This is a genomic window from Streptomyces sp. NPDC055239 (genome assembly GCF_053606205.1).
The window spans coordinates 262,887-279,872 of sequence record NZ_JBSGRD010000001.1 but is presented as its reverse complement, the minus strand read 5'-3'; the positions used below and the strand labels follow the sequence as shown (position 1 = coordinate 279,872).

The following is a 16,986-nucleotide window of genomic DNA, read 5'->3' as shown; positions in this document are numbered from 1 at the left end:
CCCTTCTGTCTGTGGTGTGAGGTGAGTGGTGAGCACAGCTCTGGTCGGTCTGATGGCGGGCATGGCCCTGGGATTCGCCGGGTGGTTCGGCGGCTTCGGCGCGTTCCTTCTGGTCGCGGCGCTCGGCGCGGTCGGCTTCGTCCTCGGCCGCCTCGTCGACGAAGGCACGGACATCCGCGCCTTCCTCGGCGGGCGTGACCGGGAGCGGCGATGACCACGCCCCCGGCGGAGCGCGGCACGACGACCGTCGCGGACCGCGCGGTGCGCCGCATCGCGGAACGCGCCGCGACGGAGGCGCTGGCACCCGGCGCGGTGGAGGTGAGCCGGGGGTCGGCGGCCGTACGCGGCCGCCGGGCCCAGGTCGGTGTCACCGTGACCCTGCCCTATCCCGCCGTGCTCGACGAGGCGGGCGAGCGCGTACGGTCGCACGTCGCCGAGCGCACCGCCCGGCTCACCGGTCTGACCGTGCCATCGGCGCGGATCCGCGTCCGGGGCCTGTCCCGCGGGGAGCGGTCCGCCGGGCAGGCCACACCACCGGTCGCCGCCGAGGCCGTGGAAACGGTGGGGGGCCGTACACACCGTCCGTGGTCCGGGCGCCGTCTGCCGGTCGCGGTCCTTGCCCTCGCCGCCGCCTTGGCCTGCGGAGTGCTGCTGTACGACGTGGTGTCCGTACACGCGGCCGGGCGCGCTCCCGCGCGGTGGCGGGTCCAGGCGATGGAGTGGCTTGCCACGCACGGTCCGGACAGCGCCACGGCTTCGGGCGTCCTCGCCGCGATCGCCGTGTTCGCGCTCGGCGTGTGGCTCCTCGTCCTCGCCGTCACGCCGGGCCGACGCGGTCTTCTTCCGTTGAAGCCGCCGGAGCCGGGCGTGCGCGCGGTCCTGGAACGGCGGGCGGTCGCGGTGTTCCTGCGGGACGCCGTGAGCGACGTGCCCGGCGTCGGCCAGGTCAAGGTCAAGGTCGGCCGCCGTACGGCACGGGTGCGCGCCGGTCTCGAGTTCGGTGAACCGGACGGTACGCGGCGGGCGGTGACCGAGGCCGCGGAGGCGGCGATTGCCGAGCTCGGCCTCGCCAGGCCGCTGCGGCTGCGCGTGCGGCTGAAGACGGCACCCACCTGGCGCGCCCCGGCCGCACCTGAACGTGAGCCCGCCACGACGGAGAGGAGCACCCCCTGATGAGCCGACTCCGTAGCAGCACGAACCGCTCGACTCTGCTCTGCGCGGCGACAGTTCTCCTGGTCGCGGGAGCCGCCCTTGCTTCCGCGGCCGCTCCCGTCCGCGAGCGGATGCCGTCGGCCCTCCCCCGTATCGGCGCCGACCGGGTGTGGCTCGACCAGGAGATGCTCGGCCGCTGGCGTGATCACGGCTGGTGGCCGCCCGTCGTGATCGCCGCCCTTGCCGTCGGGACCGTCCTGTTCCTCTGCTGGACCGTCGCCCAGGTCCGCACCGGACGGCTGCGCGAACTCCCGCTCGGGCACGCGGGCGTCACCCTCTCGGCGACCGCGCTGGCCTCGGCGATGGCCGAACGGGCCGAGGCCGTCGACGGCGTGGCCCGCGCCCACGTACGTCTCCTCGGACGCCCCCGTCGGCTGCGGGCCCGCATCACGCTGACCCTGGCCCCGGACGCCTCACCGGAAGCGGTGCTGCGCGAGGTCGCCCGGGGCGCCGTCGCCGAGGCGCGCGCGGCGGCGGAGCCCCGCGTCCTGGAGGCGGACGTGCGCCTCACCACCCGGCCGCACAGGACGCGCCGCATCCACTGAGTGTCTGCTGGACGCCCTCAGGACTGCAGGGCGTCCAGCGTGGTGCGCAGGTCCGTGGCGCGCGGGCGGTTGTGGGGAAGCCTGGAGAGCACGGCGGCCATGCCGCAGGTGTCGGTGGCGGCGGAGAAGACGAGGCCCGCGCCGATACCTGCGGCCAGCCAGTGCGCGGGCCGGAAGCGGGTTCCGGCGGCGAGGCCCAGGACGACCAGGGAACCGGCGGCGAGACGGACCTGGCGCTCCATCGCCCAGGCCCTCGGCGCGCCTTCGGAGGGCTGCAGCGGGTGGCCCTGCGCGACCCATGCGGTGGTGCCGCCGGCGAGGGTGGCGGCCGGGATGTCGGCGTCGGCCAGCTCGGCGCCCGCGGTGGCGGAGCGGTTCCCGGAGGCGCAGACCATCAGGAGCTCACCGCGGGCGGCGGCGGCCTTCAGCTCGGGCAGCGCCGTGCGCAGGTGGTCGAGGGGGATGTTGTGGGCTCCGGGGAGGTGCCCTGAGGCGTACTCGCCCGGGGTGCGGACGTCGATGACGGTGTAGCGGTCAAGACGGTCGGCAGCCTGGGCGGGGGCCAGGTCCGTGGGGGTCAGATCGGTGGGGGGAGTCATGTGGAGCTGTCCTTTCGTTGAATCAAGGCTCTCACTCCCGCAGGCTACAATACCCCCAGGGGTATTTATGGAGGTGGCAGCGTGCAGCTGGAGATGGCGGCCGACGAGCTGAAGTCGGTGCTCAACCGCCTGCGCCGGGCGCAGGGCCAGATCGCAGGCATCATCAAGATGATCGAGGACGGCAGGGACTGCGAGGACGTGATCACGCAGTTGGCCGCGGTCTCCCGCGCGCTTGACAGGGCCGGGTTCGCGATCATCGCGACGGGACTCCAGCACTGCATGGCCGAGGGTGAGCAGGCGGCGGGCGACCGGGACCTGATGCGGGCCCGTCTGGAGAAGCTGTTCCTCTCCTTGGCCTGAGCGCACTGACCCGCACTGCCGCACACTGACCGCACCGACCGCACTGACCGCCGAAAGCCCCCGTCGCCCGTACAGGACTGCGGAGGCTTTCGGCGGAGGTGGTGTCGTCCGTCAGCTCTTCGGCATCAGGACGGTGTCGACGATGTGGACCGTGGCATTGGCCGTCGGGACGTTGCCGCAGACGATGTTCGACGTGTCGTTGACCTTGAACTTCTCGCCGGAGCCCGCAGTGGTGAGCTTGCTCTTCTCCAGCGTCTCGTAGGAGCCGTTCGCCAGGTCCTTGGGCGCCAGCTTCTGGCCCACCACGTGGTAGGTGAGGACCTTGGTGAGCATGGCCTTGTCGTTCAGGACCTTGTCCAGGTCCGCCTTCGGGATCTTCGCGAAGGCCTCATTGGTCGGCGCGAACACCGTGATGTTCTTGGCGTTGTTCAGCGTGTCGACGAGACCGGCCTTCTTGACCGCGGTGACCAGGGTCGACAGGTCCGGGTTGTTCGACGCGGCGGTGGCGACCGGGTCCTTCGCCATGCCGTCGAAGCTGCCCTTGCCGTCCTTGGGCACCGAGGCACAGGCCGGACCGAACGGCCCGTCCTTGGCCATGGAGTCGTCCGACTTGGACGCCTTCGCGCTGGGCGTGGAGTCCGCGGCCTTGCTGTCCTTGCCACTGCTGTCCGAGCACGCCGTCAGGGCGATCGGCAGCATCGCCGTGGCGGCGACGGCGACCGCGGTGCGGCGGATTCGGGTGGAGTACATGGACATGGTGCTCTCCTTGCGTCGTTGCATGCGTGGGGTGGCCTGGAGCAGGCGGCCTGCCTTGAACAGGCAGCTTCAGGGCGATGGAGCCATCGCCCAGTGCCGTCCCCACGTCTTCCGTTCTTCGCTCACATGGGGAATTCGTCGCGGGGCGCGCCGGGGATTGGTCTCGGATCCACATTCACCCGATCCGGCACACCCGCCCCTCTCGCTGACAGGCGTCCCACAGCGCTCAGGCGCCGCGCGCCTGCTCGAAGCGGGCCCGGCCCTCCGCGAGGTCGACGATCGGACCGGGATAGTCGACATCCGCCCGGTCCTGGCCCGTGAGCTTCCACGGCTCGTGGATGTACCGGTTTTGGACATCGGCGAGTTCGGGCAGCCAGCGGCGTACGTAGCTGCCGCGCGGGTCGAAACGCTTGCCCTGGATCACGGGGTTGAGGACCCGGTTGGGTCTGGTGTCGGTCCCGGTGCCCGCCGCCCACTGCCAGTTCAGCTGGTTGTTGGCGACATCGCCGTCCACCAGGAGGCTCAGGAAGTGCTGGGCGCCCACCCGCCAGTCGACGTAGAGCGTCTTGGTGAGGAAGCTCGCCACCACAAGGCGCGCCCTGTTGTGCATCCAGCCCTCATGGCTCAGCTGTCGCATCGCCGCGTCCACGAAGGGGTAGCCCGTGCGCCCCTCGGTCCAGGCGGCGATCTCCTTCTTGTTCGTACGCCATCGGTCACCGCGCGGGCGGTAGTTCTCGGCGGCGGCGTCCGGGCGGGCGGCGAGGACCTGGTGGTGGAAGTCCCGCCAGGCCAGCTGCCGTACGAACGCCTGCGCCCCGGACGAGCCCTCGCGGGACGCCCCGTGGATGACTTCGGTCGCCGACAGGGTGCCGAAGTGCAGGTGGGGCGAGAGCCGCGAGGTGGCATCCCCCGCGACATCGTCCTGCCCGTCCTCGTACTCCGTGATGTCCCCGGACAGCCAGGCCCGCAGCCGTCGGCGTCCGGCGCTCTCGCCGCCCGCGTCGAGTCCCGGCGAGATGCCGGTGATCTTCGCGCGCGGCAGCACGCTGTCCGATGCCACGTCGGGGACCCGCACCTTGCGTGGGGCGGCTACGACGTCCCGTGCGCCCGCTTCCGACCAGCGCCGGTGGTACGGGGTGAACACGGCGTAGTGGTCCTTGCCCGCCGGGAGCAACTCCCCCGGGGCGACGGCCGTGATGACCGCGTCGTGCACGACAAGGCCGCAGTCGGTGTCCTCAAGGTCCTCAAGGGCGGTCCGCAGCCGCTCCTCGCGCCGCGTCGCGTACCGGCTCACCCCGCCCGCGACGTGCACCCCCACCGCCCCGGTCTCCTTCACCACCCGGCAGACCTGGTCGACCACGTCACCGCTGCGGACCACGAGCCGACCGCCGCGCACCCGCAACCCCGAGTCCAGATCCTCCAGGCAGTCGGCGAGAAAGGCACGCCGGTTGGGCACGTCGAACCCCGCGGCCCGTACCCCGTCGTCGTACACGAACAGCGGGACGATCATCTCCGCGTCGCGCATCGCGGCACGCAGTGCCGGATTGTCGTGCAGGCGCAGATCCGAGGTGAACAGGACGATCGATACGGTCACTTTCTGCGGCTCCTCATGCTGTTGTCGCAATGCTGTTGTCGCAGCTCCTGATGGAGCGGCTGCTCACGCCTTGGGGAAGTTCATCAGTGCCACGGGGTCAGACGTCGGCTCGTCCGAACCGCCCGTCGGCTCCACGGTGATGCCGATGCCGGAGGCCTTGTCCACCGGTCCTTCCAGCAGCACTGCTTCGGTACTGCGGGCCGGGTTCATGAGACCGGCCGACCGCATCGTCCCGTCGTCGTTGAACCACAGTTGGTAGACCTTGCCCGACGGCGGCTCGGGCATCTTGGCCGCCACGAAGGCGGCTTGGTTGAGGCTCTTGGCCACCACGACCGTGCCGGTCGCACCGTCGGAGAGCCGCCCGGTGGAGGCCTTGGCGTCCGGCGCGGCGAGCACCTGTGCCAGCTTCTCGGACTGCTGCTGCGCCTCCTGCGCCCGGTTCCCCGCCTCGTCGGCCCGCTGGTGCTGCCACACGGCGATCCCGCCGAAGCCCGCGGCGGCGGCAAGGCACGCGGCGAGGGCGAAGCGGGACAGCTGCCGTCCGCGGCCGCTGCCACCGGCGCTCTTGCCCGGCGCGGGCGTGGGCGGCGGCAGTTGGCGGACCGTGGCGACCCGCCGCAGCACCTCGGCCTTCATGTGGGCCGGAGGGGCGACCGACACGGCACGGGCGAGCCGCCCTGCTGTCGCTGCCAATTCGCTCACCTCCTGGGCGCAGGCCTCGCAGACCTCCAGATGCCGCTCGAACTCCGTGCGCTCCTCGTCCGAGAGCGCGTGCAGGACGTACGCGCCCGTCATCGTGTGCAGATCGGCGGCGCTCATGCGTTCACCCCCAGGCAGTCGCGCAGGCGGATGAGGCCGTCGCGCAGCCGGGTCTTGACCGTCCCCAGGGGTACGGAGAGAAGCTCGCCGACCTCCCGGTATGTCAGCCCCCGGTAGTAGGCGAGGGTCACCGACTGCCGTTGCAGTTCGGTCAGATTGCGCAGACAGCGGCGCACCTGTTCGCGCTCCAGGCGGGACTCCACCTGTTCGCTCACCTCGTCGAAGGCCGGTGTGCGTTCGAGCAGCGCCGCCTTGTGGTCGCGCTCGGTCGACGCCTGTACGGAACGCACGCGGTCGACCGCTCTGCGATGCGCCATCGTGAGGACCCAGTTCATGACACTCCCCCGGTCAGGCCGGTAGCGCGCGGCGGAACGCCACACCTCCACGAGCACCTCCTGGGCGACCTCTTCGGACTGGGCGGGATCGCGCAGCACCGTGCGCACAACACCCAGGACCGGAGAGCACACCCCGTCGTACAGCGAGGCGAAAGCCTGCTGATCGCCGCGGGCCACCCGGCCGAGCAGCTCGGCCAGATCGGGGCCCGCCGAAGGGGCCCCGCTGATGTGCACTACTTCGTTCACCCGGTGATCCTCCTGGACGCTGGTCGCCTTCAGAGGTGATTCGGAGCCGGTGCGTCGCCGGATTGCCGGTGGGTCACGTTTTCTGTGCGGTTTTGGCGGTGCGCTGTTCGGCCGTACGTGTGATGTTGCGCGCCATGCCGCCGAAGACGAGCGCGTGGAACGGCGAGACGCTCCACCAGTACGCGTGGCCGAGGAGGCCGCGCGGGTGGAAGAGCGCCCGCTGCCGGTAGCGGGTGCGCCCCTGGTCGTCCTGTTCCGCGGACATCTCCAGCCAGGCGAGGCCAGGAAGGCGCATCTCGGCGCGCAGCCGCAGCAGCCGTCCCGGTTCGATCTCCTCGACCCGCCAGAAGTCCAGTGAGTCCCCCACCCGCAGCCGCTGGGCGTCCCGGCGGCCCCGCCTGAGGCCGACTCCGCCGACGAGCCGGTCCAGCCAGCCGCGCACGGCCCAGGCGAGCGGGAAGGAGTACCAGCCGTTGTCGCCTCCCACTCCTTCCACCACGCTCCACAGGGCCTCCGGCGAGGCGTTCACGGTCTCTTCCCGCCGGTCGGTGTAGAGGCTGCCGCCGGCCCAGTCGGGGTCGGTGGGCAGCGGGTCGCTGGGGGCGCCGGGCAGCGAGGCGGACGACCACCGGGTGCTGACCTGGGCGTCCTTCACGCGTTCGAGGGCCAGTGCGAGCGCCTTGTCGAAGCTGATCGGGACGCCGGGTGCGTCGGGTGCGTACCGCGCGATGTCGTGCTCGTGGCAGACGACCTCGTACCGCAGCGACTCCGCGAGCGGCCGGGCGATCGAGGCCGGCACGGGGGTGATCAGGCCGACCCAGTGGCTGGAGAGACCCGGGCTCATCATGGGAACCGGCAGGATGAGGCGGTGGGGCAGCTTCGCCACGGTCGCGTACCGGGTCATCATGTCGCGGTAGGTGACGACGTCGGGGCCGCCGATGTCGAAGGTCCGGTTGACCTCGTCGGGCATGGTGGCGCTGCCCACGAGGTAGCGCAGGACGTCACGGACGGCGATCGGCTGGATCCGGGTGCGCACCCAGCTCGGCGTGACCATGACCGGCAGGCGCTCGGTGAGGTAGCGCAGCATCTCGAAGGACGCGGATCCTGAGCCGATGATCACGGCGGCGCGGAGCACGGTGGTCGGTACGCCGGACTCCATGAGGATCCGGCCCACTTCGGCCCGTGAGCGCAGATGCGGCGAAAGCTCCTGTTCAGGGACGCCCTCGGGGGTGAGCCCTCCCAGGTACACGATGCGCCGGACGCCCGCGGCGCGGGCCTGCTCGGCGAAGATCTGGGCCGCCTCGCGGTCCTTCTCCTCGAAGCCGGACCCGGTGCCGAGCGCGTGGATGAGGTAGTACGCCACGTCGATGTCCCGCATGGCAGCGCCGACCGAATCTGCGTCGGACGCGTCGCCCCCCACCACCTCGGCCCGCCCGGCCCAGGGGTAGTCGCGCAGCTTGCCCGGCGTGCGGGCGAGGCAGCGCACCTGGTGCCCCGCGTCGAGCAGCTCGGGGACGAGACGCCCTCCGATGTAACCGGTCGCCCCCGTCACCAGGCAGCGCAGCCCCTGCGCGTCTTCGCCGCTTTCCATGCGCACCTCTTTGGCCTCGAACGATGTCGTCGCCCTCCCACCTTCCCCCGGTTGCGGGGTGCAGCGCGCGATCAGCGGACGCGATGAGGGTCAGCGCGAAGAGGGTCGGCCCGAAGGTGGCGGTGCGGTGCTCTGCCGCCGCACGAGCCGCGTGGGCACCAGCGTGGTGCCGCGCTCCGGCGTGCTCTGCTGCATCTGCCGCAGGACCCCCTCGACACAGCGGCGCCCCACTTCGGCGAAGTCCTGGTGGACGGTCGTCAGGGGCGGCAGGAAGGAGCCGGACTCGGGGATGTCGTCGAAGCCGATGACACTGACGTCGTCCGGCACCTTGCGGCCGCGCTCGTGCAGGGCGCGCAGCAGGCCGAGGGCCATCTGGTCATTGGCGGCGAACACCGCCGTGCACTCCTCCTGGTCCGCGATGCCGAGCCCGGCCCGGTATCCGGACTCCGCCGACCAGTCGCCGCGTACGAGCGGCGGCGGTTCGCACCCGGCGTCCACGAGCGTCGCCCGCCAGGCGTCGGCACGGCGTTGCGCGGCATAGGAGTCCTCGGGTCCGGCCAGGTGCCATACGGTCCGGTGTCCGAGGTCGAGCAGGTGCCGTACGGCGTCGCGGGTGCCGCCCGCCTGGTCGGTGTCGACCACGGTGTAGCGGTTTCCCGCGTCCGAGTCGGCCACGACGACCTGGACATGGGGCGGCAGGGAGAGGGCCGCCGCGTCGAGCAGGTGCACTTCCATGATGACGATGACGGCGTCGACGGCGAGCTCCCCGAGGCGCGAGAAGGCGCCCCGCACCTCGTCCTGCGTGGGAACGGCGACGGGGAGCAGGGTGACGGCGTACCCCTCCTGTGCCGCGGAGGTGGCGATGGCGTCGATGGTGCGTACGTTGCCCGTGGTGGAGAGGGTGAAGGTGATCAGGCCGATCGTGCGGAACTCGCCGCGTTTGAGGGCACGGGCCGCGCTGTTGGGCCGGTAGCCGAGTTCCTTCATCGCCGCGAGCACCTGCTGCCGGGTCTCATCGGTGACGCCCGAATACCCGTTGGAGACACGGGAGACGGTCTGCGAGGAGACGCCCGCGAGCGCGGCCACGTCGGCCATGGACGCGCTCTGCCCGCGGCGCGCGGCCCGTTCCCCTGGGGCGCCGTTCGCCGGGGTTCTGTCTGTTGCTTCCACTGTCTCCCTCGCCGCGTGAATCAGCTGTCCCGGACGGCCATTCGTCCGTGATCCCGAACGGCTTCGACCGTCTTCTCGGACGACCCTTGACCGTCGCCATCGAGGCAGTGTAGACATTCCGCCACTGAATGTTTACGTAAACATAACACCCTGCGGAGCTCGGCATACGCCCTTGTCACACCGCCGTGTTGGCACATGTTTACGCAAACATCGCGGCATGTGACGCCGGTTCCGAGATGGACGAGCGAGGAACGACATGACGACGCTTCACCTGCGAGGAGCCGCGGAGCGGCGCACCTCCCGACCACCGGCACCGCACAACCGTCGTTCCTGGACGGGCTGGGGGTTCATCGGCCCCTTCGTCGCGGTCTTCGCCCTGGTCTTCCTTGCTCCCCTCGCCTACTCGGTCTACCTCAGCCTCTTCCGTGACCAACTCATCGGCGGCACCACGTTCGTGGGCCTCGACAACTACCAACAGGCGTTGAGCGACGGCCAGTTCTGGGCGTCCCTCGGGCGGGTCTCGCTGTTCCTCGCGGTCCAGGTCCCGATCATGCTGGGCATCGCCCTGCTCGTGGCACTCGCCCTGGACAGCGGCCGCCTGTACGGCAAGGACTTCTTCCGGATCTCGGTCTTCCTGCCCTATGCCGTGCCCGCCGTGGTGGCCTCGCTGATGTGGGGCTTCATGTACGGCACGCGCTTCGGGCTCGTGGGCGACATCAACGACGCCCTGGGCGTCTCGCTGCCCGATCCGCTCTCGCCCTCGCTGGTCCTCGCGTCGATCGGCAACATCGTCACCTGGGAGTTCGTGGGCTACAACATGCTGATCTTCTACTCCGCGCTGCGCGTCGTCCCGCACTCCCTGTACGAGGCCGCGGAGATCGACGGCGCCGGTCAGATCCGCGTCATCACGGCCATCAAACTCCCCGCGATCCGCGGCGCCATGGTCATCGCGACGATCTTCTCGATCATCGGCAGCTTCCAGCTCTTCAACGAGCCGAGCATCCTGCAGAACCTGGCGCGCAACTCCATCACCACCGACTACACCCCGAACCTCTACACGTACTCGCTGTCCTTCGCGGGCCAGCAGCAGAACTACTCCGCGACGGTCGCCATCGTCATGGGCCTGATCACGATGGTCATCGCCTACGCCGTCCAGCTGCGCGGCATGCGCAAGGGAGCGTGACCCGATGACCGGACCGAGCAGCCCCGTCACCACCGCTTCCACAACCGTTCCCGCGCCCGCCCGCGCTCCGGGCGCCGCACCCCGTCTGCGCACACCCCGCGTCCGCGCGTCCCGCCCTCACAGCGCGGGCCGTCCGCGGCGCAGTGTGCTGCTCACCGTGCTCACCGGTCTCGTCCTGCTCTACAGCCTGGTACCGCTGCTGTGGCTGGTCATCAGCGCCACCAAGACCCAGGAGGGGCTCGCCGGTTCGTTCGGCCTCTGGTTCGGCGGGGACTTCGCCCTGTGGGACAACATCAGCACGACTTTCACGTACAACGACGGTGTCTTCACGCGCTGGCTCCTCAACACCCTTCTGTACGTGGTCGTCGGGGCCGGGGGCGCCACCTTCCTCGCGGTTCTGGGCGGCTACGCCCTAGCGAAGTTCGACTTCCTCGGCAAGCGCGCCGTCTTCGCCGTCGTCATCGGCGCGGTCGCCGTGCCCGGTACGGCTCTGGCGGTGCCCACCTTCCTGATGTTCAGCAAGATGGGCCTGACGGACACCCCCTGGGCGGTCATCATCCCCTCGCTCATCTCGCCCTTCGGCCTCTACCTGATGTGGGTCTTCGCCACCGAGGCCGTCCCCACCGAGCTGATGGAGGCCGCCCGCATCGACGGGGCGAGCGAGCTGCGCACCTTCTTCCAGGTCGCCCTGCCTCTGCTCGCGCCCGGCACCGTGACCGTCCTGCTGTTCACGATGGTCGCGACCTGGAACAACTACTTCCTGCCGCTGATCATGCTCAAGGACCCGGACTGGTACCCGCTCACCCTGGGCCTGAACAGCTGGAACGCCCAGGCCGCGACGGCGGGCGGCGATCCCGTCTTCCACCTGGTGATCACCGGTTCTCTGATCACCGTCCTGCCCCTGATCGCCGCGTTCCTGCTGCTCCAGAAGTACTGGCAGTCCGGACTCGCCGCCGGAAGCGTCAAAGAGTAATACCTGCACGCCAGTTGCCCCACCCCTTGTCGACCACGAAGAAGTGGAAGCATCCCCATGCCCCAGAACTCCCGCCGCCTGCTGCGCGGCATAGGTCTCGTCTGTGCCCTGGCCCTCGGGGCGACCGCCTGCGGCGGCTCCGACGACGACAGCTCCGGCCAGAAGCAGGTCTCGGCCGCGGACATCAAGGCGGCCCTGAAGAAGGGCGGCAAGGTCAAGGTGTGGGCGTGGGAGCCCACCCTCAAGAAGGTCGTGGCCGACTTCGAGAAGGAAAACCCCGCCGTCGACGTCGAGTTGGTCAACGCGGGCACCAACAAGGACCAGTACACGGCTCTGCAGAACGCCATCTCGGCGAAGAAGGGCGTCCCCGATGTCGCGCAGGTCGAGTACTACGCCCTGAGCCAGTACGCCCTGACCAAGTCCATCACCGACCTGACCCCCTTCGGCGCGGACAAGCTCAAGGACTCGTACTCTCCCGGTCCGTGGAACGCGGTGAAGTCCGGTGAGGGTGTCTACGCCCTGCCGATGGACTCCGGCCCCATGGCCCTCTTCTACAACAAGAAGGTCTTCGACAAGCACAAGATCAAGGTGCCGACGACCTGGGACGAGTACCTCCAGGCCGCCCGCAAGCTGCACAAGGCCGACCCGAAGGCGTACATCACCAGCGACACGGGCGAGGCGGGCCTCACGACGAGCTTGTTGTGGCAGGCCGGTTCGCGCCCGTACAAGGTCGACGGCACCAAGGTGGGCATCGACTTCTCCGACAAGGGCGCCGTCGCCTACACCGAGACCTGGCAGAAGCTGATCGACGAGAAGCTGGTCGCGTCGATCAACCCCTGGACCGACGAGTGGTACAAGGCCTTCGGTGACGGCACCGTCGCGACCCTGCCCGCCGGTGCCTGGATGCCCGCCAACTTCGCCTCCGGCGTGAAGGAGGCCTCCGGCGACTGGCGCGCGGCTCCGTTGCCGCAGTGGACCGCGGGCGACAAGGCGAGCGCCGAGAACGGCGGCAGCTCGCTGGCCCTGCCCGAGCTGGGCAAGAACAAGGAACTCGCGTACGCGTTCGTCGAGTACGCCAACTCCGGCAAGGGCGTACAGACCCGCATCTCGGAGGGCGCCTTCCCGGCGACCACCAAGGACCTTCGGTCCAAGGAGTTCCAGAACACCGAGTTCCCGTACTTCGGCGGCCAGAAGGCCAACAAGGTCTTCGCCGAGTCCGCGGCGAACGTGGCCGACGACTGGAAGTACCTGCCCTACCAGGTGTACGCCAACTCGATCTTCAACGACACCGCGGGCAAGGCCTACGTCTCCGGCACTCCCCTGTCGAAGGGCCTGAAGTCCTGGCAGGACGCCTCCGTCAAGTACGGCAACGAGCAGGGCTTCAGCGTCCAGAAGTGACGCGGCCCAGCTGACCGCGCCCCGCACATCACAGGAAATCCGCGCACCACTCCGGAAGGACCACCATGCCCCCCACCCTCCCGTCCCGGCTGCTGCGCGGACCGGACGGTGACGTCACGCCCCGGCTCGCGTACGGCGCCGACTACAACCCCGAGCAGTGGCCGCGCGCGGTCTGGGAGGAGGACGTCCGGCTGATGCGCGAGGCCGGCGTCAACATCGTCTCGGTGGGGATCTTCTCCTGGGCCCGCATCCAACCGGCCGCGGACACCTGGGACTTCGCGTGGCTCGACGAGGTCATGGACCTCCTGCACGCGGGCGGCATCGGGGTCGATCTTGCCACCGCCACCGCGTCCCCGCCGCCCTGGCTCACCGCCGCGCACCCGGAGATCCTTCCGGTGACCGCGTCCGGTGAGACGGTGTGGCCGGGGGCGCGGCAGCACTGGCGGCCGACATCCCCCGTCTTCAGGGAGCACGCGCTGCGCCTGGTGCGCGAGATGGCCCTGCGCTACGCCGACCACCCGGCGCTGGTGGCCTGGCACGTCTCGAACGAGCTCGGCTGCCACAACATCTACGACTACTCCGACGACGCGGCCCGCGCCTTCCGCGGCTGGCTGCGCACCCGCTACACCACCCTCGACGGCCTCAACCACGCCTGGGGCACGGCATTCTGGGCGCAGCGATACAGCGACTGGGAGCAGATCCTGCCGCCGCGGCTCGCCGCGTCGCACCCCAACCCCACCCAGCAGCTGGACTTCAAGCGGTTCTCGTCGGACGCGCTGAAGGAGTATCTGCGGGCGGAGCGTGACGTCCTGCGCGAGCTCACCCCCGAGGTGCCCGTCACGACGAACTTCATGGTGATGGGCGGCACCAAGGGCATGGACTACGCCGACTGGGCGGGCGAGATCGACTTCGTCTCGAACGACCACTACGTCGTGCCGGGGCCGCAGGCACGTGACGAGCTGTCCTTCTCCGCCAACCTCACCAGCTCCATCGCGGGCCACCGCCCGTGGTTCCTCATGGAGCACTCCACCAGTGCCGTCAACTGGCAGCCCGTCAACGTGGCCAAGCGCGAGGGCGACCTCGCCCGCGACTCCTTGCTGCACGTCGCGCACGGCGCCGATGCCGTGTGCTTCTTCCAGTGGCGTCAGTCGGCGGCCGGTGCCGAGAAGTACCACTCGGCGATGGTGCCGCACGCCGGAGCCGACAGCGAGTTGTTCCGTGCGGTGACCGGTCTGGGGCAGACCCTGAAGGCGCTCTCGCCCGTCGCGGGGGCCGGGCGCGAGGCGGCGCGGGTGGCCGTCCTCTTCGACTGGGACTCGTGGTGGGCCAGCGAGCAGGACTCCCACCCCACTTCCCGCCTCGACTACCACCAGGAGGCCCTCGACTGGTACTCCGCGCTTCTCGCCCTCGGCATCCGCGCCGACGTCGTGACCACGCGGAACGACATCGCCCCGTACGACGTCCTGATCGCGCCCGTGCTTCACGTGGTCCCCGAGGCGCTCGCCAAGGACCTCACGCGTTATGTCGAGGGCGGCGGCCATCTGGTCACCACCTACTTCTCCGGCATCGTCGACGAGAACGACCACATCTGGCTCGGCGGATATCCCGGAGCGCTGCGCGACCTGCTCGGCATCCGTGTCGAGGAGTTCGGGCCGCTGCTCGAAGACGACACGGTCGCGCTGGACAACGCCACCACCGGCACGGTGTGGACCGACCGGATCGACGTCACCGGGCCGGAGGTGGAGGTGCTCGCGCGGTACAGCACCGGCGCCTACGCCGAGCGTCCCGCCGTCACCCGCCGTGCGGCGGGGCGGGGTTCGGCGGCGTACGTCTCCACGCGGCTCGGCAGGGACGGCCTGACCACTCTGCTGCCGCAGCTCCTCGACCCGGCCGGTGTCGACAGCGAACTGCCCGCCCCCGCACGCGGACGCGTCGAGCTCGCCGTACGCCGCGATGCCGAGAGCCGCTACCTGTTCCTGGTCAACCGGACGGACGACACCGTGCCACTGCCCGGACTGGCCGGAGACGTCCTCGTCGGCGGCACCCAGGACGCCGCCGACGGCGCTCTCGTCCTGCCGCCCAGGGAAGTCGCCGTCCTGCGACAGACCACCAGCAACCCCTGAGACACCGCCCCCTCCTGTACAGCGCCACCCCGTCACCTACGTTGGGAGCACACGTTGGTATCCCGTACCCGCACGAGACGACTCGTCGGCATCACCGCCCTGGCCACCGGGGCGGCGCTGCTCACCGCGCCGCCGCAGCAGGCCGCCGCGGCCTCCACCGCCGTCACCGTCCGGCCCGACCCCTCCTACCGGCACGAGAAGTTCGAGGGCTGGGGCACGAGCCTGGTCTGGTTCGCCAACGCAACCGGCGACTATCCCAAGGAGATACGCGAGAAGCTGGCCCGGCTCCTCTTCGGCGACGACGGCCTCGCCCTGAACATCGCCCGCTACAACATCGGCGGCGGCAACGCCCCTGACGTCAAGGACTATCTGCGTCCCGGCGGCGCGGTGGAGGGCTGGTGGAAGGCCCCGGCGGGCACCACACGCGAGGACACCGACTGGTGGAGCGCCGCGGACAAGGCCGACTGGAACCCGAAGGCCGACGCCACCCAGCGCTGGTGGGTCGACCGGATCAAGAAGGACGTCGACCACTGGGAGACGTTCAGCAACTCGCCGCCCTGGTTCATGACCGAGAGCGGATACGTCTCGGGCAACTTCGACGCGGGCACCGACCAGCTCAAGACCGATTCCGTCGACGATCTCGCCTCCTACCTGGTGGGCGCGACCGAGCGGCTCGAAAAGGCCCACGGCATCAAGGTCGACACCCTCGACCCGTTCAACGAACCGAACACCAACTACTGGGGCACCACCCTGGGCGAGGACGGCGAGCCGGTCGGCGGTCGCCAAGAAGGGGCGCACATCGGCCCCGAGCTCCAGCAGAAGGTGATCAAGGCCCTTGATCCGGCGCTCGCGAAATCCAGGACCGGCGCGGAGATCTCCGCGATGGACGAGACCAACCCCACGACCTTCACGCGGAACTGGAACACCTACCCGCAGGAGGTGCGGGACGCCGTCGGCCAGATGAACGTCCACACCTACGGCACCGACGGACGCACCAGCGTGCGCGACCTGGCCAAGGCGGCGGACAAGCCGCTGTGGATGAGCGAGGTCGAGGGCGACTGGGGCGACGGGCAGGACTTCGACGACATGCGGCCGGGCCTCGGCATGGCCCAGCGGATGGTCGACGACCTGCGTGAACTGGAGCCGAAGGCCTGGGTGTTCTGGCAGCCCGTCGAGGACTACGACAACATGAAGCCGGGCGGCGAGTCCGCCAAGGGCGGCAACTGGGGCAGCATCCAGCTGCCGTTCAGCTGCACCTCCGAGGACACCCTCGAGACCTGCCCGATCCGTACGAACACCAAGTTCGACACGGCCCGCAACTTCACCCACTTCATCAAGCCCGGCGACCGGCTCGTCAAGGTCGACGACACCTCCAGTGCCGCCGCCGTGTCCCGGAAGGGCGACGCGGCGACGGTCGTCCACGTCAACAGCACGACCGCCGCGCGTACGGTCACGGTGGACCTGTCCAAGTTCGACCGCGTGCGCGGCTCGGCCACCGTGACGCCCGTCGTGACCAGCGCCGAGGGCAAGCTCGAACGGCACGCTCCCCTCGCCGTCAGCGGCAAGAAGGCCACCTTCGATGTGCCCGCCCAGTCGGTGACCTCGTTCCTCGTCAAGGGTGTCTCGGGGGTCGCGAAGGACGCCGCCCTGCTGCAGAAGGGGCACACGTACGAACTGACGGGCGCCCAGAGCGGCAAGGACCTCACCGTCGCCGACAACGGCACCGGCCTCGTCATCAAGACCGCCGCGGACACGGCAGGGCAGCAGTGGCGGCTGCGGCAGCTCAGCGGTGACACCGGCAACCAGCGCCGGTACGTGTTCACCGACCGGGCGGAGGGAAAGCGCCTTGCCGTACGTGACGGCGCCCCGGTGGTCGAGCCCGATACCGGCCCGCGCGGCAAGGCCGCCCAGTGGATCATGTCCACGACCGGTGACGGCACCTGGACCCTCGTCAACGCGGCCACGGGACGGCTCCTGGAGGTCGGCGGCCAGGCCACGCACGACGGAGCCGCCGTCACGACGTGGACACCGAACTCCGGCGCCAACCAGCGCTGGAAGGTGTCAGATGTGACGGTTTCTTAA

16 protein-coding genes are annotated in these 16,986 nt (G+C 70.1%); 9 read left to right on the top strand and 7 right to left on the bottom strand.

Features of this window, described 5'->3' with window-relative positions:
• The first annotated feature begins 28 nt into the window (after positions 1-28).
• From ACWFRJ_RS01185 to ACWFRJ_RS01175, 3 genes are read left to right on the top strand one after another with little or no spacing between them, the layout of a single operon-like run.
• Positions 29-214 (top strand): hypothetical protein, encoded by a 186-nt coding sequence (locus ACWFRJ_RS01185; protein ID WP_453523719.1) that lies wholly within the window; start codon positions 29-31, stop codon positions 212-214.
• Positions 211-1,173 (top strand): DUF6286 domain-containing Asp23/Gls24 family envelope stress response protein, encoded by a 963-nt coding sequence (locus ACWFRJ_RS01180; protein WP_453523716.1) that lies wholly within the window; start codon positions 211-213, stop codon positions 1,171-1,173. Before ACWFRJ_RS01185 ends, ACWFRJ_RS01180 begins: the two co-directional genes overlap by 4 nt.
• A complete protein-coding gene (locus ACWFRJ_RS01175) occupies positions 1,173-1,757 on the top strand; it encodes an alkaline shock response membrane anchor protein AmaP (protein WP_453523713.1) in 585 nt (194 codons plus the stop codon). Before ACWFRJ_RS01180 ends, ACWFRJ_RS01175 begins: the two co-directional genes overlap by 1 nt.
• Before the next feature lie 17 nt (positions 1,758-1,774).
• Here ACWFRJ_RS01175 and ACWFRJ_RS01170 read toward each other — a convergent pair whose 3' ends face one another.
• Positions 1,775-2,356: a rhodanese-like domain-containing protein gene (locus ACWFRJ_RS01170; protein ID WP_453523710.1), complete on the bottom strand. Its 582-nt coding sequence runs from the start codon at positions 2,354-2,356 to the stop codon at positions 1,775-1,777.
• Positions 2,357-2,437: 81 nt separating this feature from the next.
• On the opposite strand from ACWFRJ_RS01170, the gene ACWFRJ_RS01165 reads away from it, so the two are divergent.
• Positions 2,438-2,716 carry a metal-sensitive transcriptional regulator gene (locus ACWFRJ_RS01165; RefSeq protein WP_453523707.1) on the top strand — a complete coding sequence of 93 codons (279 nt, stop codon included), beginning with the start codon at positions 2,438-2,440 and terminating at the stop codon, positions 2,714-2,716.
• Positions 2,717-2,827: 111 nt separating this feature from the next.
• Here ACWFRJ_RS01165 and ACWFRJ_RS01160 read toward each other — a convergent pair whose 3' ends face one another.
• From ACWFRJ_RS01160 to ACWFRJ_RS01135, 6 genes are all read right to left on the bottom strand, one after another.
• Positions 2,828-3,466 (bottom strand): fasciclin domain-containing protein, encoded by a 639-nt coding sequence (locus tag ACWFRJ_RS01160; RefSeq protein ID WP_453525028.1) that lies wholly within the window; start codon positions 3,464-3,466, stop codon positions 2,828-2,830.
• A gap of 232 nt (positions 3,467-3,698) precedes the next feature.
• Positions 3,699-5,066, bottom strand: coding sequence for a cryptochrome/photolyase family protein (locus ACWFRJ_RS01155; protein ID WP_453523704.1), 1,368 nt, complete (start codon positions 5,064-5,066; stop codon positions 3,699-3,701).
• A gap of 63 nt (positions 5,067-5,129) precedes the next feature.
• Complete coding sequence (locus ACWFRJ_RS01150; RefSeq protein WP_453523702.1) at positions 5,130-5,885, bottom strand: anti-sigma factor; 756 nt, start codon at positions 5,883-5,885, stop codon at positions 5,130-5,132.
• Positions 5,882-6,466 carry a sigma-70 family RNA polymerase sigma factor gene (locus ACWFRJ_RS01145; protein ID WP_453523699.1) on the bottom strand — a complete coding sequence of 195 codons (585 nt, stop codon included), beginning with the start codon at positions 6,464-6,466 and terminating at the stop codon, positions 5,882-5,884. Before ACWFRJ_RS01145 ends, ACWFRJ_RS01150 begins: the two co-directional genes overlap by 4 nt.
• A gap of 73 nt (positions 6,467-6,539) precedes the next feature.
• Positions 6,540-8,057, bottom strand: coding sequence for an SDR family oxidoreductase (locus ACWFRJ_RS01140; protein ID WP_453523697.1), 1,518 nt, complete (start codon positions 8,055-8,057; stop codon positions 6,540-6,542).
• Between the two features lie 90 nt (positions 8,058-8,147).
• Positions 8,148-9,152 carry a LacI family DNA-binding transcriptional regulator gene (locus ACWFRJ_RS01135; RefSeq protein WP_453523694.1) on the bottom strand — a complete coding sequence of 335 codons (1,005 nt, stop codon included), beginning with the start codon at positions 9,150-9,152 and terminating at the stop codon, positions 8,148-8,150.
• Between the two features lie 331 nt (positions 9,153-9,483).
• On the opposite strand from ACWFRJ_RS01135, the gene ACWFRJ_RS01130 reads away from it, so the two are divergent.
• The 5 genes from ACWFRJ_RS01130 (at position 9,484) to ACWFRJ_RS01110 (ending at position 16,986) form a co-directional block, all read left to right on the top strand.
• The gene (locus tag ACWFRJ_RS01130) at positions 9,484-10,410 is read left to right on the top strand and encodes a carbohydrate ABC transporter permease (RefSeq protein WP_453523691.1); all 927 of its coding nucleotides are present in this window, start codon (positions 9,484-9,486) and stop codon (positions 10,408-10,410) included.
• A 4-nt stretch (positions 10,411-10,414) separates the two neighbouring features.
• Positions 10,415-11,383: a carbohydrate ABC transporter permease gene (locus tag ACWFRJ_RS01125; RefSeq protein ID WP_453523689.1), complete on the top strand. Its 969-nt coding sequence runs from the start codon at positions 10,415-10,417 to the stop codon at positions 11,381-11,383.
• Between the two features lie 57 nt (positions 11,384-11,440).
• Positions 11,441-12,781 carry an ABC transporter substrate-binding protein gene (locus tag ACWFRJ_RS01120; RefSeq protein ID WP_453523686.1) on the top strand — a complete coding sequence of 447 codons (1,341 nt, stop codon included), beginning with the start codon at positions 11,441-11,443 and terminating at the stop codon, positions 12,779-12,781.
• Between the two features lie 65 nt (positions 12,782-12,846).
• Positions 12,847-14,904 carry a beta-galactosidase gene (locus ACWFRJ_RS01115; protein ID WP_453523683.1) on the top strand — a complete coding sequence of 686 codons (2,058 nt, stop codon included), beginning with the start codon at positions 12,847-12,849 and terminating at the stop codon, positions 14,902-14,904.
• A 54-nt stretch (positions 14,905-14,958) separates the two neighbouring features.
• On the top strand, positions 14,959-16,986 hold the full coding sequence (locus ACWFRJ_RS01110) for an RICIN domain-containing protein (RefSeq protein WP_453523681.1): 2,028 nt from the start codon (positions 14,959-14,961) through the stop codon (positions 16,984-16,986).

Coding starts and splice junctions, on each gene's coding strand:
- ACWFRJ_RS01170 (WP_453523710.1), bottom strand. CDS start 2,356: ATGACTCCCCCCACCGATCTGACCCCCACGGACCTGGCCCCCGCCCAG.
- ACWFRJ_RS01175 (WP_453523713.1), top strand. CDS start 1,173: ATGAGCCGACTCCGTAGCAGCACGAACCGCTCGACTCTGCTCTGCGCG.
- ACWFRJ_RS01140 (WP_453523697.1), bottom strand. CDS start 8,057: ATGGAAAGCGGCGAAGACGCGCAGGGGCTGCGCTGCCTGGTGACGGGG.
- ACWFRJ_RS01120 (WP_453523686.1), top strand. CDS start 11,441: ATGCCCCAGAACTCCCGCCGCCTGCTGCGCGGCATAGGTCTCGTCTGT.
- ACWFRJ_RS01115 (WP_453523683.1), top strand. CDS start 12,847: ATGCCCCCCACCCTCCCGTCCCGGCTGCTGCGCGGACCGGACGGTGAC.
- ACWFRJ_RS01125 (WP_453523689.1), top strand. CDS start 10,415: ATGACCGGACCGAGCAGCCCCGTCACCACCGCTTCCACAACCGTTCCC.
- ACWFRJ_RS01160 (WP_453525028.1), bottom strand. CDS start 3,466: ATGTACTCCACCCGAATCCGCCGCACCGCGGTCGCCGTCGCCGCCACG.
- ACWFRJ_RS01150 (WP_453523702.1), bottom strand. CDS start 5,885: ATGAGCGCCGCCGATCTGCACACGATGACGGGCGCGTACGTCCTGCAC.
- ACWFRJ_RS01135 (WP_453523694.1), bottom strand. CDS start 9,152: ATGGCCGACGTGGCCGCGCTCGCGGGCGTCTCCTCGCAGACCGTCTCC.
- ACWFRJ_RS01130 (WP_453523691.1), top strand. CDS start 9,484: ATGACGACGCTTCACCTGCGAGGAGCCGCGGAGCGGCGCACCTCCCGA.
- ACWFRJ_RS01180 (WP_453523716.1), top strand. CDS start 211: ATGACCACGCCCCCGGCGGAGCGCGGCACGACGACCGTCGCGGACCGC.